The 17474-nt window shown below is 61.4% G+C and carries 19 protein-coding genes; 6 read left to right on the top strand and 13 right to left on the bottom strand.

Annotated elements, in window-relative coordinates; translation table 11 throughout:
- Positions 1 to 56: 56 nt before the first annotated feature.
- Entirely contained in the window at positions 57 to 803 is a 747-nt protein-coding gene (locus Q1A91_RS16270) for a YebC/PmpR family DNA-binding transcriptional regulator (protein ID WP_299879777.1), read from the bottom strand.
- Between the two features lie 180 nt (positions 804 to 983).
- Between Q1A91_RS16270 and Q1A91_RS16265 the strand changes: the two genes are divergently transcribed.
- Entirely contained in the window at positions 984 to 2756 is a 1773-nt protein-coding gene (locus Q1A91_RS16265; protein ID WP_299879774.1) for an SLC13 family permease, read from the top strand.
- Positions 2757 to 2836: 80 nt separating this feature from the next.
- On the opposite strand, the gene Q1A91_RS16260 is transcribed toward Q1A91_RS16265, so the two are convergent.
- From Q1A91_RS16260 to Q1A91_RS16250, 3 genes are read right to left on the bottom strand one after another with little or no spacing between them, the layout of a single operon-like run.
- Complete coding sequence (locus Q1A91_RS16260; protein WP_299879771.1) at positions 2837 to 4615, bottom strand: SLC13 family permease; 1779 nt, start codon at positions 4613 to 4615, stop codon at positions 2837 to 2839.
- A 25-nt stretch (positions 4616 to 4640) separates the two neighbouring features.
- The gene (locus Q1A91_RS16255) at positions 4641 to 5564 is read right to left on the bottom strand and encodes a DMT family transporter (RefSeq protein ID WP_299879768.1); all 924 of its coding nucleotides are present in this window, start codon (positions 5562 to 5564) and stop codon (positions 4641 to 4643) included.
- Positions 5561 to 6373 (bottom strand): TIGR00282 family metallophosphoesterase, encoded by an 813-nt coding sequence (locus Q1A91_RS16250; protein WP_299879765.1) that lies wholly within the window; start codon positions 6371 to 6373, stop codon positions 5561 to 5563. The genes Q1A91_RS16255 and Q1A91_RS16250 overlap by 4 nt, the downstream gene beginning before the upstream one ends.
- Positions 6374 to 6621: 248 nt before the next feature.
- Between Q1A91_RS16250 and Q1A91_RS16245 the strand changes: the two genes are divergently transcribed.
- Together Q1A91_RS16245 and Q1A91_RS16240 are read left to right on the top strand one after the other, a co-directional pair.
- A complete protein-coding gene (locus tag Q1A91_RS16245; protein WP_299879762.1) occupies positions 6622 to 7182 on the top strand; it encodes a DUF2975 domain-containing protein in 561 nt (186 codons plus the stop codon).
- A gap of 19 nt (positions 7183 to 7201) precedes the next feature.
- Positions 7202 to 7411 carry a helix-turn-helix transcriptional regulator gene (locus Q1A91_RS16240; RefSeq protein ID WP_299879759.1) on the top strand — a complete coding sequence of 70 codons (210 nt, stop codon included), beginning with the start codon at positions 7202 to 7204 and terminating at the stop codon, positions 7409 to 7411.
- Here Q1A91_RS16240 and Q1A91_RS16235 read toward each other — a convergent pair.
- Entirely contained in the window at positions 7408 to 7968 is a 561-nt protein-coding gene (locus Q1A91_RS16235; RefSeq protein ID WP_299879756.1) for a 5-formyltetrahydrofolate cyclo-ligase, read from the bottom strand. The two genes, Q1A91_RS16240 and Q1A91_RS16235, sit on opposite strands and share 4 nt — an antisense overlap.
- Positions 7965 to 9368, bottom strand: coding sequence for a magnesium transporter (gene mgtE / locus Q1A91_RS16230; RefSeq protein ID WP_299879753.1), 1404 nt, complete (start codon positions 9366 to 9368; stop codon positions 7965 to 7967). Before mgtE ends, Q1A91_RS16235 begins: the two co-directional genes overlap by 4 nt.
- Positions 9369 to 9486: 118 nt before the next feature.
- On the opposite strand from mgtE, the gene guaD reads away from it, so the two are divergent.
- The gene (gene guaD / locus Q1A91_RS16225) at positions 9487 to 10803 is read left to right on the top strand and encodes a guanine deaminase (RefSeq protein WP_299879750.1); all 1317 of its coding nucleotides are present in this window, start codon (positions 9487 to 9489) and stop codon (positions 10801 to 10803) included.
- Here the strand turns inward: guaD and Q1A91_RS16220 are convergent.
- The 4 genes from Q1A91_RS16220 to Q1A91_RS16205 all read right to left on the bottom strand — a co-directional run bounded on the left by Q1A91_RS16220 (position 10773) and on the right by Q1A91_RS16205 (position 14768).
- Positions 10773 to 12110 carry an 8-oxoguanine deaminase gene (locus Q1A91_RS16220; protein ID WP_299879747.1) on the bottom strand — a complete coding sequence of 446 codons (1338 nt, stop codon included), beginning with the start codon at positions 12108 to 12110 and terminating at the stop codon, positions 10773 to 10775. The two genes, guaD and Q1A91_RS16220, sit on opposite strands and share 31 nt — an antisense overlap.
- 89 nt (positions 12111 to 12199) lie before the next feature.
- Positions 12200 to 13003 (bottom strand): histidinol-phosphatase, encoded by an 804-nt coding sequence (gene hisN / locus Q1A91_RS16215; RefSeq protein ID WP_299879744.1) that lies wholly within the window; start codon positions 13001 to 13003, stop codon positions 12200 to 12202.
- Between the two features lie 96 nt (positions 13004 to 13099).
- Positions 13100 to 13471 (bottom strand): helix-turn-helix transcriptional regulator, encoded by a 372-nt coding sequence (locus Q1A91_RS16210; RefSeq protein ID WP_299879741.1) that lies wholly within the window; start codon positions 13469 to 13471, stop codon positions 13100 to 13102.
- 421 nt (positions 13472 to 13892) lie between these two features.
- Positions 13893 to 14768, bottom strand: a complete 876-nt coding sequence (locus Q1A91_RS16205; protein WP_299879739.1) for a LysR family transcriptional regulator — start codon at positions 14766 to 14768, stop codon at positions 13893 to 13895.
- 119 nt (positions 14769 to 14887) lie between these two features.
- On the opposite strand from Q1A91_RS16205, the gene Q1A91_RS16200 reads away from it, so the two are divergent.
- Positions 14888 to 15103 (top strand): DUF1127 domain-containing protein, encoded by a 216-nt coding sequence (locus tag Q1A91_RS16200; protein WP_299879737.1) that lies wholly within the window; start codon positions 14888 to 14890, stop codon positions 15101 to 15103.
- A gap of 152 nt (positions 15104 to 15255) precedes the next feature.
- Positions 15256 to 16032, top strand: a complete 777-nt coding sequence (locus Q1A91_RS16195) for a Bax inhibitor-1/YccA family protein (protein ID WP_299879734.1) — start codon at positions 15256 to 15258, stop codon at positions 16030 to 16032.
- 98 nt (positions 16033 to 16130) lie between these two features.
- On the opposite strand, the gene Q1A91_RS16190 is transcribed toward Q1A91_RS16195, so the two are convergent.
- The 3 genes from Q1A91_RS16190 to Q1A91_RS16180 all read right to left on the bottom strand — a co-directional run bounded on the left by Q1A91_RS16190 (position 16131) and on the right by Q1A91_RS16180 (position 17460).
- Positions 16131 to 16358, bottom strand: a complete 228-nt coding sequence (locus Q1A91_RS16190) for a hypothetical protein (RefSeq protein ID WP_299879731.1) — start codon at positions 16356 to 16358, stop codon at positions 16131 to 16133.
- Positions 16359 to 16438: 80 nt separating this feature from the next.
- Positions 16439 to 16954 (bottom strand): AAA family ATPase, encoded by a 516-nt coding sequence (locus Q1A91_RS16185; RefSeq protein WP_299879730.1) that lies wholly within the window; start codon positions 16952 to 16954, stop codon positions 16439 to 16441.
- Entirely contained in the window at positions 16954 to 17460 is a 507-nt protein-coding gene (locus tag Q1A91_RS16180) for a GNAT family N-acetyltransferase (protein WP_299879727.1), read from the bottom strand. Before Q1A91_RS16180 ends, Q1A91_RS16185 begins: the two co-directional genes overlap by 1 nt.
- Positions 17461 to 17474: the final 14 nt, after the last annotated feature.

The raw sequence follows: 17474 nt of genomic DNA, 5'->3' as shown, positions 1-17474 counted from the left end.
GCCCGCGATCATGATACGTCAAACCGCCCCGAGGGGCGGTTTTTTGTTGCTGCCACTCACTCTGACAGCTGATCCATCACCTCGTCAGTGGCTTCAAAGTTGGTGGTCACCCGCTGCACGTCATCGTCATCTTCCAGCGCATCGACCAGCTTCATCAGCTTCTCCATACCCTCAAGATCCATCTCGGTGGTGGTGGTGGGTTTCCACACCAGCTTGGTGCTTTCACTTTCGCCCAGCTCTGCTTCCAAAGCGGTCGAGACGTCATTCAGATCCGTGTCCGCACACCAGATGACATGGCCGTCCTCCGTGCTCTCGACGTCCTCCGCCCCGGCTTCAATCGCGGCCATCATGACCGTATCGGCATCGCCCACCTCCGCCGGATAGGTGACTTCGCCCTTGCGGTCGAACATGAACCCGACACTGCCGGTTTCGCCCAGGTTGCCGCCGTTCTTGGTGAACGTGGACCGCACGGTCGACGCCGTCCGGTTGATGTTGTCCGTCATCGCCTCGACAATCACCGCGACGCCATTGGGGCCGTATCCTTCATAGCGGATTTCCTTGTAGTCATCCCCCTCCCCCGCAACGGATTTCTTGATCGCGCGGTCGATGTTGTCCTTGGGCATGGAGGCGGCCTTGGCTTCCTTCACAGCCAGCCGCAGGCGGGGGTTCTTGTCAGGGTCGGGATCGCCCATCTTGGCAGCAACGGTGATTTCCTTGCTGAACTTGGAAAACAGCTTGGCGCGGATCTTGTCCTGACGTCCCTTGCGGTGCTGGATGTTTGCCCATTTGGAATGGCCTGCCATGAAAGTTCCCTACCTGTCTGGATATGTCTGACGGTTGATTGTTCGGCGCGTGTATAATGCAGGGGGCGCGCGAGGGGCAAGGCTCACATCTGCGGCAGGGACCACGGCCTTAACCCGCACATGCCTGCCGGTCTCCACTCCCCTCTTGTGCTGAGCGGCCAATCCAAACATGGTGCCGGGATGACAACAGATCAGATTATACTCTTCACGCTCTTCGGCGCGGTCTTTGGCCTGCTGCTCTGGGGGCGGTTCCGCTATGATATTGTGGCCTTTGCTGCCCTGATGGCAGCCGTGGTGCTGGGCGTGGTGCCCAGCGACGCAGCCTTTGACGGCTTTGGGCACCCCGCCACGCTGGTTGTGGCACTGGTGCTGGTCGTCTCGGCCGGGCTGGTGCGTTCAGGCGCGGTGCTGCTGATCACCCGCACGCTTGTGGATGCCTCCCGTTCCTTAGGCGCGCATATCACGCTGATGGGCGCGGTCGGAGGTATCCTGTCGGCCTTCATGAACAACGTCGCGGCCCTTGCCCTGCTGATGCCCGTCGACATCCAGACCGCGCGCAAGGCAGGGCGCCAGCCCGGCCTCAGCCTGATGCCCTTGAGCTTTGCCACCATTCTGGGCGGCATGGTGACGCTGATCGGCACGCCGCCGAACATCATCATCGCCGCCATCCGCGAGGAATCGCTGGGCGCGCCTTTCCGAATGTTTGATTTCGCCCCCGTCGGTGGGGTTGCGGCCGTCGCGGGCCTGATCTTTGTGGCACTTATCGGCTGGCGGCTGATCCCCGCGCGCGAAGACGCCAGCCTGTCCTCCGAGGACATCGCACAATACATCGCAGAACTGACGGTGCCCGAAGGCAACAAGCAGATCGGCAAACGGCTGAGCGAACTGTCCGAGGTTGCCGACAAATCCGACGTGGCCATCCTTGGCCTGATGCGCAACGGCAAACGCCGCTATGGGACCGCGCGCAATATCCCGCTTGAGGCCGGCGATGCGCTGGTGCTTGAAGCGACACCCGACGCGCTTGATGAATTCCGCAGCACGCTGGACCTTGCGCTGGCCGACAGCGACCGGGAGGAGCGGCTGAAAGCAGGTGGCGAAGGGGTGGAGATCATCGAAGTGGTGGTCACCGAAACCTCCCGGCTCAGCGGGCGCACAACCCAGGCCGTCGGGCTGGCGTGGCGCCAACGCACCGTCCTGCTGGGCATCTCCCGTCAGGGCCGCAAGATCACGTCCCATCTGCGCACCACCCCCTTGCAGGCAGGCGACATCCTGTTGCTGCTGGTGCCGCGCGATACCGCAGCGGATGTCACGGACTGGCTGGGGGTCCTGCCTCTGGCCGACCGCGGCCTTGCAGTGACTGACAATGGCAAGGTCTGGCTCGCCATCGGCCTTTTCGGCGCGGCCGTGCTGGCGGCCAGTGTCGGCGTTATCTATCTGCCAATCGCGCTTGGCTTCGTGGTCATCGCCTATGTGCTGGCCAAGATCGTGCCGCTGTCGGAACTCTACACCCACATCGAATGGCCCGTGGTGGTCCTCCTCGGATCGATGATCCCCCTTGGTGCTGCCCTTGAAACATCCGGCGGCACCGAACTCATCGCGGGCGCCCTTGTCGGCCTGACCGACGGCCTCGCCCCCTGGATGGTGCTGACCGTGTTGATGGTGGTCACCATGACCCTGTCGGACGTGCTCAACAACACCGCCACCACGATTGTCGCCGCCCCCGTGGGCATCCAGATGGCGCAAAGCCTCAACGTCAACCCAGACCCCTTCCTCATGGCCGTCGCCGTCGCCGCCTCCAGTGCCTTCCTCACGCCCATCGGCCACAAGAACAACACGCTGATCCTCGGCCCCGGTGGCTACAGCTTCGGCGACTACTGGCGCATGGGCCTGCCGCTGGAAATCATCGTGGTCGCCGTCTCCATCCCCGCTATCCTCGTCTTCTGGCCCCTGTAAGCGCCCGCCCCCCTCTTTTCTCCTTAAATATCCTGAGGGTTTGGGAGCAAAGCTCCCATAGGGCCATTCTGGCCCTTCTCCTACACCGGCCACACAAGCGGAATGACGAGACTCGCCACAACCGACATCGACAGGTTCAACGGTATCCCCACCCGCATGAAATCCGTGAACCGATATCCACCGGGCCCGTACACAAGCGTGTTGGTCTGATAGCCGATCGGCGTGGCAAAGGCACAGGAGGCCGCAATCATCACCGCCACCACCAACGGCCGCGCATCCAGCCCCAATGCCGCCGCCAGCGAGATCGCGATGGGCGTCATGATCACCGCCACTGCGTTGTTCGACACGATCTCTGTCAGAATCGTGGTCAGCAGAAACACGCAGAAGATCACCAGCGTGGGCGGCATGACACCCAGCCCCGGTGCGATGGCATCCACCACCAACGCCACAGCACCCGAACTCTGCAACGCGGCCCCCACCGCCAGCATCGAGAAGATCAACGCCAGCAAACGCCCGTCCACGAAGGAAAACGCCTCCTCTGCATCAATGCAGCGTGTCACCAGCACCAGCGCCACCGCCAGCACCGCCAAAAGCAGGATCGGTGCCACATCCAGAGCTGCCAGCGTCACAATCCCAATCAACGCCGCAATCGCAATCGGCGCATGACCCCGGCGGTAGGCTCGCGCGGACGGGTGGCTGACATCGACCATCTCCATATCCGCCGCAAGACGCTGAATATCCTCTGCCGCCCCTTCCAGCAGCAGCGTATCCCCCACCTTGACAATCAGGTTATCCAGCTGCCGCCCGATGTTCTGGTTCCTGCGGTGCACCGCCAGCGGATAGACCCCGTAGCGCCGCCTGAGCCGCATCGACCCCAATGACCGACCGACCATGCGACAACCGGGGGTGATCAGCACCTCCACCGTACTCGTCTCCACCGCGGACAGCTGATCGACGCGTTTCAACTCCTTGTTACGCTGAAGGCTCAACAACTCCGTCATCTCCGTGCGCAGCACGATCCGGTCGCCCACCTGCAAGGCCACCCCCTTGAGGGCGCGGCGAAGAGACTGATCCCCCCGGATCACGTCGATGAGCCGCACGCCCTCGCGTTTGAACAGCTTCACATCCAGCACTTCCCGGCCAATCAGATTGCTGTCCGGCGGGATCACAGCTTCGGTGAAGAACTTCATCTTGGACCGATCCGACAGCATCATCGCCATGCTGTCACGGTCCGGCAGCAACCGCCGCCCTATCAGCGCCATATAGGTCAGCCCCCAGGCGCAGACGACCAAACCGATGGGCAGGATCTCGAAGATGCCGAAAGGCTCCAGCCCCTCTCCCCGTGCGACACCATCCACCAGCAGGTTGGTCGACGTGCCAAGCAAGGTCAGCGACCCGCCCATGATCGCGGCATAGCTCAAAGGGATCAGCAGTTTGGAGGCCTTGGTGCCCAGCGTCTTGCTCAATTGCACCACCACCGGGATCATCACCACGACCACAGGCGTGTTGTTCATAATCGCGGAGGCCCCCATCACCGACAGGATCACGCCGATCACCGCCATGCGGGGATTGGTGCGCGCCGCGCGGTCGGCAAACTGCGTCAGCACTTCCAACGCCCCTGTGCGCACCAGCGCGCCCATCACGATGAACATCGCCGCAATTGTCCAGGGGGCGGAATTCGACAGGACCGCCAGCGCGGTCTCGTAAGGCAGCACGCCCGTGGCCAACAGCACCGCCGCCCCCGCCAGCGCCACCACTTCGGTCGGAAAATACTCCCGCACGAACAGCACGAACATCACAAACACCACAGTCAGGGCGAGCACGGATTGCCCCAGCGGTGAAAGGGTCACCAGATCCATCAAGAGCATCCCCCGTTGTGCGCGCTCAGGATACAGTCTCCCCCATCGGGGAAGTGCCTGCAAGACGCGGGCGGGGCTGCACCAGATACATGCCCGCAAAGATCGCCGCCAGCGCCAGCCAGAGCGTGGGCGCATAGGCCTCTGACAGGATCAGATAGGCCCAGAGCAGGCCAAAGCCCGTCACCAGATAGCTGACCTGCGCGGTGAACACCGCCCCTGCCCGGCCCGCAAGCCACACATAGGTCGCATAGACAAACACATGCACGACAGAGGCACCGATCAGCGCCAGTTGCGGCACGGGCAGCGTTGTGTCAGGCGCAATGAACTGCCCCGTCGCCACTGCCACAGGCGCAATCCCGATCATCCCCATCAACGAAGCCCCAAGCATGACCTGAAACGGCCCCAGCCCCTCTGTCCCCCATTTAGCGATGTAATTGCCTTCAAACGCATAAAAGAGCCCCGTCACCAGATAGGCAATCGCCCAGAACACCGGAATGGACTGCCCCAGATCGACTGAAGGGACGATGATGATCAGCACCCCCACCAGCCCAAAACCCAGCCCCACAACGCGCCGCCATTGAAAGCTGTCATTGCCCAGCGCCAGTGCGATCACAAAGGCAAACATCGGGATCATGCTGAGCAGCAGCGACATGATCCCAGACGGCAGATGCACCGCCGCCTGATAGGAAATCGTGTTCGGAAGGATCGTGCCAATCAGCGCAAGGATCACATAAAGCCGCAGCGCCCGGCGATGCAGCGGCAGCCGCAATCCCCCGATCGTGCAGATGATCCCCATCAGCATCGCCCCCAACGCCATTTGCCAGAACACCAGCCCGAAGTGGCCGTAGCCTGTACTGACGGCGATCTTGGTCAAAGGCTGCGTCACGCCCCAGCCCGCACCCATCAGCACAAGACAGACGGTGTAGAACGCGGTCATGCGCCCGGTCATGGGGCGGCGGCCTGCAAGACACCTCCGTCACGCACCGGCACCACACGCACCGCACGGCCTGTGCGGTCGTCGGTCTCGACATAAACGCCCGACAGCGTTGCTTCTTCATTGGCGGGGGTAAACCGCTCTTTCGGCATGCCGGTGATAAAACGGCGCATCGGTTCGGTCTTTTCCATGCCGATGACGGAATGATAATCCCCGCACATGCCTGCATCGGTCAGATACGCCGTCCCACCGGGCAGGATCATCGCATCCGCTGTTGGCACATGGGTATGGGTACCCACCACAAGGCTTGCCCTGCCGTCGCACCAATGGCCCATCGCCATCTTCTCCGACGTGGCTTCGCAATGCATATCGACAATCACCGCAGATGCCATGCCGCCCAGCGGATGCGCCTTCAGCACCGGCTCCAACGCAGAGAACGGATCATCAAATGGCCGTTTCATGAATACTTGCCCCAGGGCCTGCGTCACCAGCACCTTGCGGCCGTTCCTGGCAACAAACACCCGCGCGCCCTTGCCCGGTGCGGTCTTGGAGAAGTTCAGCGGCCGGACAATGCGCGGCTCCTGTTCGATGAAGCTGAGCATGTCTTTCTGGTCGAACGCATGATCGCCCAACGTCAGACAATCAGCCCCCGCATCCAGCAACACCTTGGCATGCGCGCCGGAAAGGCCCATGCCACCGGTGGCATTCTCCCCATTCACCACGACAAAATCGAGCTTCCACGCTTCGCGCAGCTGCGGCAGCTTTTCCGTAATCGCCCGACGCCCCGCGCGGCCCATCACATCGCCAAGAAAGAGAATTTTCATCCCAGAAGCGTTAGGACCAGACGCCCCCAAGCGCAAGTGCTTGCGGCAGATCACAAGGGGCCGTATGGGCCGTGGCAATGGGCGCGCGGAACAGATGATCGACCGCGTTCTCTCCTGATCGCCCCCCTCACCCTGCACGCCCTGTGACAGGCCACGCTGCCGAGATCAGCGACCAAAATGCAAATTAAGGATTGTACTAATTATTGTTTCACGATAATTTTTGGAAATACTGACGGAGATTCCCAATCATGCCCTCTCTTCCCAAGACCGCAGACCGCCTTCAGACCACAGCCACCCTTGGCGTCTGGCTCACAACAGCAGTGCTGATCCTGCTGTCCGGCGTGATTGCCTTCTTCCTGTGGACCGCCCTCACTGACAGCGGCGAGGCCGCGCGCCTTCTGGCGGACCAATTGGGCATGAATGACCCAGCCCCCTTCCTGAGCATTCCGCAGGCCCTGCTGCTGACCCTGCTTTGGCTGATCAGCGATGTCGTCGCCTTTATCATGCTGTTGCAGATCCGGGCCCTTTTTGTGGGCATCCGTGCACGGGGCATCTTCACCACCCAAACAGCGGAGCGTCTGCGCCGCATTGGCTGGCTGGTGTTTATCATCGCGCCCGTGGGGGTGTTGGTGAACATGTGCGCATCGATGCTGTTGCATCACTGGCGCGATCCGACGGGGCTGCATGGTTCGATTTCCATGTCAGACGGTGATTTCTACGCCATGGTGATCGGGCTGGTGATCGTTGCCGTGGGCCATATCATGGTCGACGCCACCCGCCTTGATGCTGAAAATCGCGCTTTCGTCTAAGTGCGGCCGGACCTCAATTATGCCCATAATCGTTACGCTTGACGTTATGCTCGCCCGCCGCAAAATGCGATCCAAGGAACTGGCGGAACGGGTGGGCATCACCGTGCAGAACGTGTCCTTGCTCAAATCCGGCAAGGTCAAAGGTGTCCGGTTTGAAACGCTCGAAAAGATCTGTGAGGTGCTGGCGTGCACACCGGGCGACATTCTGAACTTTGAGCCTGAGGATTAGCGTTTGACCTCGATCACACCCGCTTCGGTCACGATCATGTCCAGCGGCTGGTCGGTCGGTTCTAGCGGCACATCTGTGCTTTCCTGCCCTGCAAAGGCAAAGCCGATGGCCAGTGTCGCGCGTTTGGCGCGCAGCCCTTCAAGCGTGCGGTCGTAGAAACCGCCGCCATAGCCCAGCCGCCCGCCCTGTCGGCTGAACGCCAACAGGGGCACAATCAGGATCTCGGGCTCCAAAAACTCGGGCGTGGCCGGGATGCGTGCCCCAAACGCCCCTGCCACCATCTCCGTCTCAGGTGTCCAGCGGGCAAACCGCAAAGGGTGGTCGGCTGCGTCAATCACCGGCACGCTGACCGGGCCGTGGGCTGAGGCCTCTGCCATGGCGGGCAGCGGGTCGATCTCTGTCCGGATGGGCATGAACCCCGACAGCGGCACACCCCGATACCCCGCAAGGACTTCGCTGAGGTATCCCGCCTGCGCGGGGCCTGCGTTATCGAACAGCGGTTTGCGCCGGGCAAAGGCCGCCTTGCGCGCGGCTGCTTTCACCTCCGCCAGGCTCACAACAGCACCGCCGCAGCCAGCCCGAGAAAGGCAAAGAACCCCACCACATCCGTCACTGTCGTGACAAAGGCGCCAGAGGCCAGCGCAGGGTCCACGCCGACCCGCTCCAGCAGGATCGGGATGCCCGTGCCCGCCAATCCGGCAACCACCATGTTGACCACCATCGCCGCTGCAATCACATAGCCCAGCGCCGGAGAGCCGAACCAGACAACACCGACAATGCCCATGACAACGGCAAAGATCACGCCATTGATCAGCCCCACCAGACATTCCCGCCGGATCACGCGCCAGATGTTCGATCCGGTCAAATCCTTGGTGGCTATTGCGCGCACCGCGACGGTGAGGCTCTGCGTGCCGGCGTTGCCCCCCATGGACGCGACAATGGGCATCAGAACCGCCAGCGCCACGATCTGTGCAATCGCCATCTCGAACTGCGCAATCACCATGGAGGCCGCAATCGACGTGACAAGGTTGACCGCCAGCCACGGCAGGCGCTGTCTGGTGGTTCCGATAACCCGGTCCGACAACGATCCCTCGCCAACACCGGCCAGACGCAGGATGTCTTCCTCGTGCTCTTCATCCAGCACGGCCATCGCGTCATCAATTGTGATCACCCCAATCAACCGCCCTTCCCCGTCAACCACCGGTGCAGAGATCAGGTGATACTGGTTGAAGGCATAGGCCACTTCCCCCTCGTCCTGATCGGCGGGGATGATCTGGAAGGTCTCCTCCAGAATATCCACCAGCCGTGTGTCGCGCTTGGACCGCATCAGCTTGCCCAGCGTGACATTCCCGACCGGATGCAAACGCGGGTCGACCATGACGATATGATAGAACTGGTCCGGCAGATCATCTTCTGGTGTGGCGCGCAGATGATCAATCGCCTGCCCCACGCTCCAATGCTGCGGTGCCATCACCACTTCGCGCTGCATCAGACGTCCGGCGGAGTATTCCGGCCAGGTCAGCGCCTGTTCCACCGCGACCCGGTCGCTGTCTTCCAGCGCCCCGAGAATCTGTTCCTGCTGTGCGTCCTCAAGGTCTTCGATCAGATCGACAACGTCATCGCTGTCCATGTCCCGGACCGCGTCCGTCAGCACCTGTGGTGTGAGGACCGCGATCACCTCCTCGCGGATGGATTCGTCCAGTTCAGACAGGATTTCCCCGTCAAATTCCCGATCATAGAGGCGGATCAACCGGCTCCGGTCATAGGCGTTGATCTGTTCCAGCAGGTCCGCGATGTCCGCTGCATGCAGCGGCTCCATCAGTTCAATCAGCTTGTCCCGGTCGTCGATATCAACCGCATAGAGAACCGAAGCGACCTGCTTGCGCTCCAGCTTGTAGTCGGCGCTGTCGCTGGCCTCCTCAAGGGGCTGTGCCAACTCTTCTATCTGATCCGACATTGGCTGGCCCTCCGTGACTGGCGCGACCATAGGCAAGCGTGGCAGGGGTTTCAATGGCGCGGGACCGGCCTGTCAGAAACCGCTTACGCCTGCCTTCAGGCTCGACTAAAAAGAGGGCATGACAGATGCAACTTTGATCATTGGCCCCGTCCTGCGCTTTGCGGGTGATCCGCTTGTCACCCCCTGGGAAGACGCCGTGTGGATCGACACAGAGGGTGCCGTGCTGGTGCAGGGGGACCGGATCGGCGCAGTGGGCACATCCGCCGCCCTGATCAAGGCGCATCCAAAGGCATCACAGGTCAGATACGGGCAGGATCACCTGATCTGTCCGGGGTTCGTGGACGCCCATGTGCACTATCCGCAGACAGCGATCATCGCGTCATGGGGCAAGCGGCTGATCGACTGGCTGAACACCTACACCTTTCCGGAGGAGATGCGGCTGGCGGATCCCGCATATGCCGGTGCCATCGCAGCGCGCTATCTGGATCTGACGCTTGCCCATGGCACCACAACGGTTGCCTCCTACTGCACGATCCACCCCCACAGCGTCGATGCCCTCTTTGAAGAAGCACATGCCCGCAATCAGCGCATTGTCGCGGGCAAGACCTGCATGGACCGCAACGCGCCGGATGGCCTGTGCGATGCGGCACAATCCGCCTATGACGACAGCAAGGCCCTGATCGACCGCTGGCACGGCACGGGCCGCGCGACATATGCGATCACACCGCGCTTCACGCCGACCTCCAGTCCAGAACAGCTTGCCGCGCTTGGCGCGCTCTGGGCAGAGCGGCCCGATTGCCTGATGCAGACGCATCTGAGCGAGCAGACGGATGAGATCGCATGGGTCCGCGCGCTCCACCCCGAGGCGCGGGATTATCTGGATACCTATGAGGCACACGGCCTGTTGAGCGCGCGCGGAATCTATGGCCATGCCATCCATCTTGAACCGCGTGAGATTGACCGTCTGGCAGAGACCGGTGCGGCGCTTGTCCATTGCCCGACCTCCAACACCTTCATCGGCTCAGGTCTGTTCGATACAGCCGGGCTGGCCGCGCGCGGCATCCGGCTGGGGCTGGCGACGGATACCGGTGGCGGGTCGTCCTTTTCGATGCTGCGCACCATGGCCGCAGCTTATGAAATCGGGCAGTTGCGCGGCACCCCCTTGCATGCCGCACAGCTGATGTGGCTGGCCACCGCCGGATCGGCGCACAGCCTGCATCTGGGCGACAAGATCGGAACGCTGGCCGAAGGGTTTGAGGCGGACATTTGCGTGCTCAACCTCGCCTCCACCCCTGCAATCGCGCAGCGGGTGGCACAGGCGTCGGACCTCTGGGAAGCCGCCTTTGCCACGCTGATGATGGGTGACGACCGCGCGGTGGCAGACGTCTGGGTGGCGGGTGTCCTTCAGCCGGCTGCCAGATCCAGCGCCATCTGACGCAACTGCGCGGTCGCGGCCCCCAGATCAATGGTCTGTACATGGCCATCCCGGACCACCTGCCGCCCCTCCACAAACAGATCCCGCACCGTGCGCGGCCCCGCCAGCAGCAGCGCCGAGGGGTCCCAGGACCCCGCTGATTCCACCCCGCTGATATCCCAGATCGCGATGTCGGCGCGTTTGCCCACTTCGATCCGCCCGCAATCCGGTCGGCCCAGCATGTCAGCGCCGCCACAGGTCGCAATCTCCAACGCTTCATCCGACGACATGGCATCAGCCCCCATGCTCACCCGTTGCAGCAGCATCGCCATCCGCGCCTCTGCCACCAGATTGGCGGCGTCATTGCTGGCGGACCCATCGACGCCCAACCCCAGCGGCACGCCTGCATCCCGCATGGCGCGGATCGGGGCAATCCCCGACCCCAACCTGCAATTGGAACATGGGCAATGCGCGACGCCTGTTCCGGTGCGGGCAAACAGATCAATCTCCGCCGCATCAAGTTTCACGCAATGGGCATGCCAGACATCGCGGCCCACCCAACCGAGGCTTTCAGCGTATTCCCCCGGACGGCAGCCGAACATGTCCTGCGAATAGGAGATATCCTCGTCATTTTCTGCCAGATGGGTGTGCATCATCACCCCCTTGTCCCGCGCCAGCACGGCCGTGTCGCGCATCAATTCGCGGCTGACGGAGAACGGCGAACACGGGGCCAATCCCACGCGACACATAGACCCTTCGCGGGCATCGTGAAACCCATCCACAAGACGGATGCAATCCTCCAGGATGGCCGCTTCATCCTCCACCAGATCATCGGGCGGCGTACCGCCCTTGCTTTGACCAATGCTCATTGAGCCGCGGGTGGGATAAAACCGCAATCCAACGGCGCGGGCGGCTTCAATCGTGTCTTCCATCCGCGTGCCGTTGGGATAAAGGTACAGATGATCGGTGCTGAGCGTGCAGCCCGACAGTGCCAGTTCTGCCAGCCCGACCTCAGCAGAGGCGCGGAAGTGATCCGGCGTCATCCGCGCCCATATGGGGTAGAGCGTGCCAAGCCAGCCAAAGAGCGTTGCATCCTGCGCCGCAGGCACCGCGCGGGTCAGGGTTTGGTAGAGGTGATGATGGGTGTTCACCAGGCCCGGCGTGACCAAACAGCCTGCCGCGTCCACCCGCTCCCCTGCGCTGGTAAGCCCCTGCCCGATATCGGCGATGACGCCATCCCGGATCAGTACATCTGCACCGGCAAGCTTGCGCCGCGCACCGTCCATGGTGACCACCATATCAGCGCGCTGGATGAGTATCTCTTTCATAGGTAAGCACCCTTTCTTGAAGGGTCTGTCTCAATGCTTGAGGAAACTGGCAGGGGGAAAACAGACGAAGACCCTGTCAGAGTTCAACCCTAGGTGTGCCTTTGTAAAACCGCAAGCGCCTCTGCGTGGAGGTCCGGGTTGGCCGCCGCAAGCGCGCGCCCCCCGTTGTGGGCAGGGCCGCCCTGCCAATCGGTCACAACGCCGCCTGCGGCCTGCACAACAGCGATGGGCGCCTGAATGTCATAGGGCGCCAGACCCGCCTCAATCACCAGATCCACCTGCCCTGCTGCAAGCAGGGCGTAGCCATAACAATCCATTCCGTACCGGGTCAGCCGGGTCCGGCCCGCAACGTCGTGGAACGCGCGGCCTTCGCCGGGCTCCCCCACTTCGGGAAACGTCGTCAGCACAGTCGCTTCCTGCAATGGCCGGGCTTTGCGGGTGCCGAGTGCCCTCACCCCTTGCGGGCCCGCCAGCACGGCGCCGTCCGGTGCCCCTTCAAATCGTTCTCCGATGTAGGGCTGATCAATGATGCCGTAAAACGGCCCCTGCCGATCGCTCACCGCGATCAGAACACCCCATGTCGGCGTGCCACTGATGAAGCCACGGGTGCCGTCAATCGGGTCCAACACCCAGGTCAGACCGGATGTGCCATCCTTGGCGCCGAATTCCTCACCGAGGATCGCATCGTCCGGCCGCGCATGGGCCAGGATCGCACGCATCGCTTCCTCCGCTGCGCGGTCGGCGATGGTGACGGGGTCAAAGCTGTCTTCGAGCTTGTTTTCCGCCCCCAACGACATATCGCGGAAGTACGGCAGGATGACCTGCCGCGCCGCATCTGCCAATTGATGCGCCACGCGGCGGATGTCTGGATCAAAGGTCGAAGGATGTCTCATGTGGCTGAAGTGACAGGTCAACCGCGACACTGCAAGACCGAAGGCCCGCAGCATGCTGCGGGTCCGGTTCACACATGCCCTCAGGCAGGTTTGCGCTTACGCAACGTCGCTCAGCACCCGCGCCAATTCAAAAAGGCGGCGGCGTTGGTCTTCGGGGATGGCGTAATAGGACCGGATCAGATCCATCGCTTCCTTGTCCCCCAAAACGTCAAGCGGAGCTTCCTTGCCTTCTCCACCAGATGCCGTTTCCTCTTCCAGACCTTCGAAGAAGTAAGCAACCTTGACCCCCAGCGCGTCAGCGATGTCCCACAAACGGGATGCACTGACCCGGTTGGTGCCGGTCTCATACTTCTGGATCTGCTGGAACTTGATCCCAACAAGCTCTGCAAGTGTTTGCTGCGTCATACCAGCCAGCCACCGCCGTTGCCGGATCCGCTTGCCCACGTGAACGTCGACTCTATGTGCCATCTTTCATACCTCCCTTACGGGCCTAACCTTAAAACTCACAGACACGAGTTACCGCTAAAACGCATCGATTTCAGAACCCCCGTCTCCATTGGTTGAGACCAATGGACAACGAACGCCAGATGTTGACCGTGCCTAACCGACACACATTCTGGCACCCGCACAACTTAGAGTATTCTAATTCGTTTATTCGTAGTCCGCACGCCGATAACAAAGCCCATATTTGACGCAATAGCAAAGTGTTTTCGTAGAGTATGCTTAAGACTTGGACATTTCCGCCCCACATGACGGCTCTACCTAAGGTAGATTTCTTTGACGTTTACACCTCAAGACGGCCAGAACCTCAAGAAATTGCAGAATGTGATGCTTGTTCGCGTCAGTTGGCGCGCCATCGGCTGATTCCCGCCGATCTGGCAAAAGTGTACTATACCGCCCGCAGTTTACCGGTGGCCCGCTCCTGAAAAGCGCCCTGCAACAGGGACACCAGCGCCTTGTGCACCTCCCCGTTCTGGCCGCTGTCGGCATACAGATTGATCTTCTGCGGGGTCAGAGGCGGCAGCGCGCCGCCATGCTCGATCCGCTCCAGGAACGGGGGCTGCGTCCCGTCAACCACCGCATGCACCGCAAGATCCGCGCTGACGGATGCTTCGACCGCCCGGTCGCTTTCGGTATCCACGTTCATTTCCCAGGGGATGTTCTGCTTATCCAGTTCAACCGTGATAGGGCCCCGGAACATGCAGAATTTACAAAAGGCCAGCTGCAAGGGCCGCTGGCGCCATGCTGTCCCGCCCGGCGCACCGACCCAGATCAGATCCTTGGTGCACAGCGTCTGCCCGCCCTGATCCAACCCCTGTTCTGTTGTCAGGATAATGTCACACGCCCCCCGCGCGAATTGGTCTTTCAGCGTCTTGGTGTAAGACGCTTCCAGATGCACCTTGACCCGCGGATAAAGCGCGTGGAACTGCTTTAACACCTGTGGGATCGCCGGATAGACGATGTCATGCGGCACACCCAGCGTCATTTCCCCTTCAAACGCCTGATCCGTCAGTCTTGAGATCACCTCGTCATTCAAAGCGACCATGCGCCGCGCATAGGCCAGCAATTGCTCTCCGGACGAGGTCAGCGCGATGGTGCGGCCGCTTCGATCAAAAAGCTGCATATCCAACATCTCTTCCAGACGCTTGAGCTGCATGGAGACGGCAGATTGCGTCAGGTGCAGAAAACCGGCGGCCCGCGTCACCCCCCCTGCATCAGCGACTGCCACGAACGAGCGCAGCGTGGTGATGTCCAAATTTCTCATATCACAGATCCTGATATCACAATTCACAAACATTCGTTTTCATTATGTTCGCAGATCACCGATATATCAAGCATCAAGATGCATCACCCGAAAGCATCACGAGAATCGAAGGAAACGACATGTTTGGTACATTGACCCGCCTCTTCCCCCTGACCTCCGGCATCGGACCCGGCCTTTGGGCGCGCATCCAGACGGCGCGCGCGCTTTATCGGTCGCGCCGCGCGCTTGGAAACCTCTCAGCGCATGAGCTTGCAGACATTGGGATTTCCGAGGCGGACGCCCAAAGAGAAGCGCGCCGCACCTCCTGGGATGCCCCGGCAAACTGGACTTGCTGACCCAAAGTTAACCAATACCTCAATTGATTGGCGATCTGCGGCGTCTCGCCGCATCAAAGCACTTGAAATAGATGCAAACACTCCCGATATTTGCCCCAATACCGTGCGAACCCTGCGTGGTACCGAAACCACTAGTCAATTGGAGGTCTTTAATGGCTGACGTGAATACAATCCGGACAACAGCCGGAGCCCGCGCCGCCGACATCGATGCGGGTCTGCGCGCACATATGAACAAGGTCTACGGCACAATGTCCGTGGGCATGCTGATCACCTTCGCCGCTGCATGGGCGATTTCCGGCCTTGCGGTCACATCGGATCCTGCCGCTGCGGTGGCCCAGATCGGGGAAGGCCAGTATCTGACGCAACTGGGCTACGTGCTCTATGGCTCCGCCTTCAAATACGTGGTGATGTTTGCACCGCTTGCCTTTGTCTTTGGCTTTGGCGCAGCAATCAACAAGATGTCCGCAGCAACGGCGCAGACGGTCTTCTATGTCTTCGCGGCTGTGATGGGTATCTCCATCAGCTCCATCTTCCTGGTGTTCACCGGCTATTCGATCGCTCAGATCTTCCTGATCACCTCGATTGCTTTCGCAGGTCTGTCCCTTTGGGGCTACACCACCCAGAAGGACATCTCCGGTTGGGGCAGCTTCCTGATCATGGGTGTGATTGGTCTGATCGTGGCGTCCGTCGCCAACATCTTCCTGCAGTCCGGCGCGTTGATGTTTGCGATTTCCTCTATCGGCGTCCTGATTTTCGCAGCGCTGACGGCGTATGACACGCAGCGCATCAAGACCGAATATCTGGCCCATGCGCATCACGGTGATACCGAATGGCTGGGCAAGGCCGCCATCATGGGCGCGCTGAGCCTGTACATCAACTTCATCAACATGTTCATGATGTTGCTGTCGTTGTTCGGTAACCGCGAATAAGCACACTTGGCAACCTAAACAGAAAAAGGCCGGTTCACATCGAACCGGCCTTTTTTCATTTCATTCAGGCGCAGTGCCGCGCCACAAATCCGCGCCTCTCAGTAGCGCCGCTTCTCGACCAGTGTCGGTCTGCCGCCAACGTAGACGATTGTCCCCGCTTGACCCGGTGCGACGCGGGGCGGCAGCTGGTGGCTGATACCGGTGAAGCCGACAGAGCTTGAATAGGTCCCTCCCTCAATCGGCGCAGGAGGGGGCCCGCCCAATTCGCCAGCACAGGCGGACAGAGTGGCTACGGTGATCGCGGCAGCGACCAGCTTCATGGTCATAACAGTCTTCCTTGGCAGCTTGCAGGCCCCGACTATCGCCTGTGCAGTGGCATCGCGCAAGGGAGGTTTTGGCGCGCGACTTATGGAAGGGTCGCGATGAAATCGCCAACTTCCTGCGGGCGCCTGAGATGCACAACCCGCGTGGCCCCTGCCTGCGCCTGCACCGCTTGCGCGATTTTTCCACGCGATCTATGGCGGGAGGTCCAGATAAACCAATAGAATGCCAGCGTTTCAGGGTGCAGCCGTTCGACACATCCTTTCGGCAGGTCTGGCCGCGCCACACCAAAATAGCGGAACAGACGCTTGGTCACCCGCCACAGGCGAAGCCCGACAGGCAGATCCAGCCAGATCACCAGATCCGCACGCCGGATGCGGTTGTCATACGTGGCCGAGGCGCCGCCTTCGAGGATCCAGCGGTCCTGCGCTTCGACAGCGCTGATCATCGGGATTTTCTCAGCCGTGGGGCGTTCGACCCAGTCTTCTTTCCAATGGAACTGATCCATATGAAAAACAGGCAGTCCCGTGCGCGCGCCCATCGCCCGCGCCAGAGTGGATTTGCCAGACCCCGGCCCGCCAACAATCATCACCCGCTGCATCAACACAGTACCTTCGACATGCGAATGGCTGGGAATGTGATCCCGGCGTCCAGTTGCACCTCGACTTCCTCATCTCCACGAAACCCTGCCCCCCTGTAGAACGGCACGGCTGTCCGGGTCGACAGGCAGGCAAGCGACTGCACCCCGGCCGCCACCGCCGTTTCAAACACCCGCTCCATCAGCGCGCGGCCAACCCCCTGCCGCACAGCGTCAACATCCGTGGCAAAGTGCCGGATATGGCCAAGCCGCGATGGCCCGCGCACACCGGTGCCGGGGGCACCGCCTGTCCAGCCGCCGCCCCCCAGCAAGACACCATCGCGCAGTGCAACGAAATAGGTCCCGCAGGTCACCAGCTTCGGCTGCGCCTTGACGATCCGTGGGATCGCGGTGACCAGCACGGAGGGCGGATAATCCTTGGCCAGCAGGCGCGGGTAGCTGCGCGCAAGAAGCGCGTCCAGCGGCGCTATATCCCCTGCCCGTCCCGGTCTGATGATCAGATCGCCCATGAATTTGCCCCTTT

The sequence above is a fragment of the uncultured Sulfitobacter sp. genome, assembly GCF_947500075.1.
GTDB lineage: Bacteria > Pseudomonadota > Alphaproteobacteria > Rhodobacterales > Rhodobacteraceae > Sulfitobacter.
This window is presented reverse-complemented; position numbering and strand designations above follow the sequence as displayed.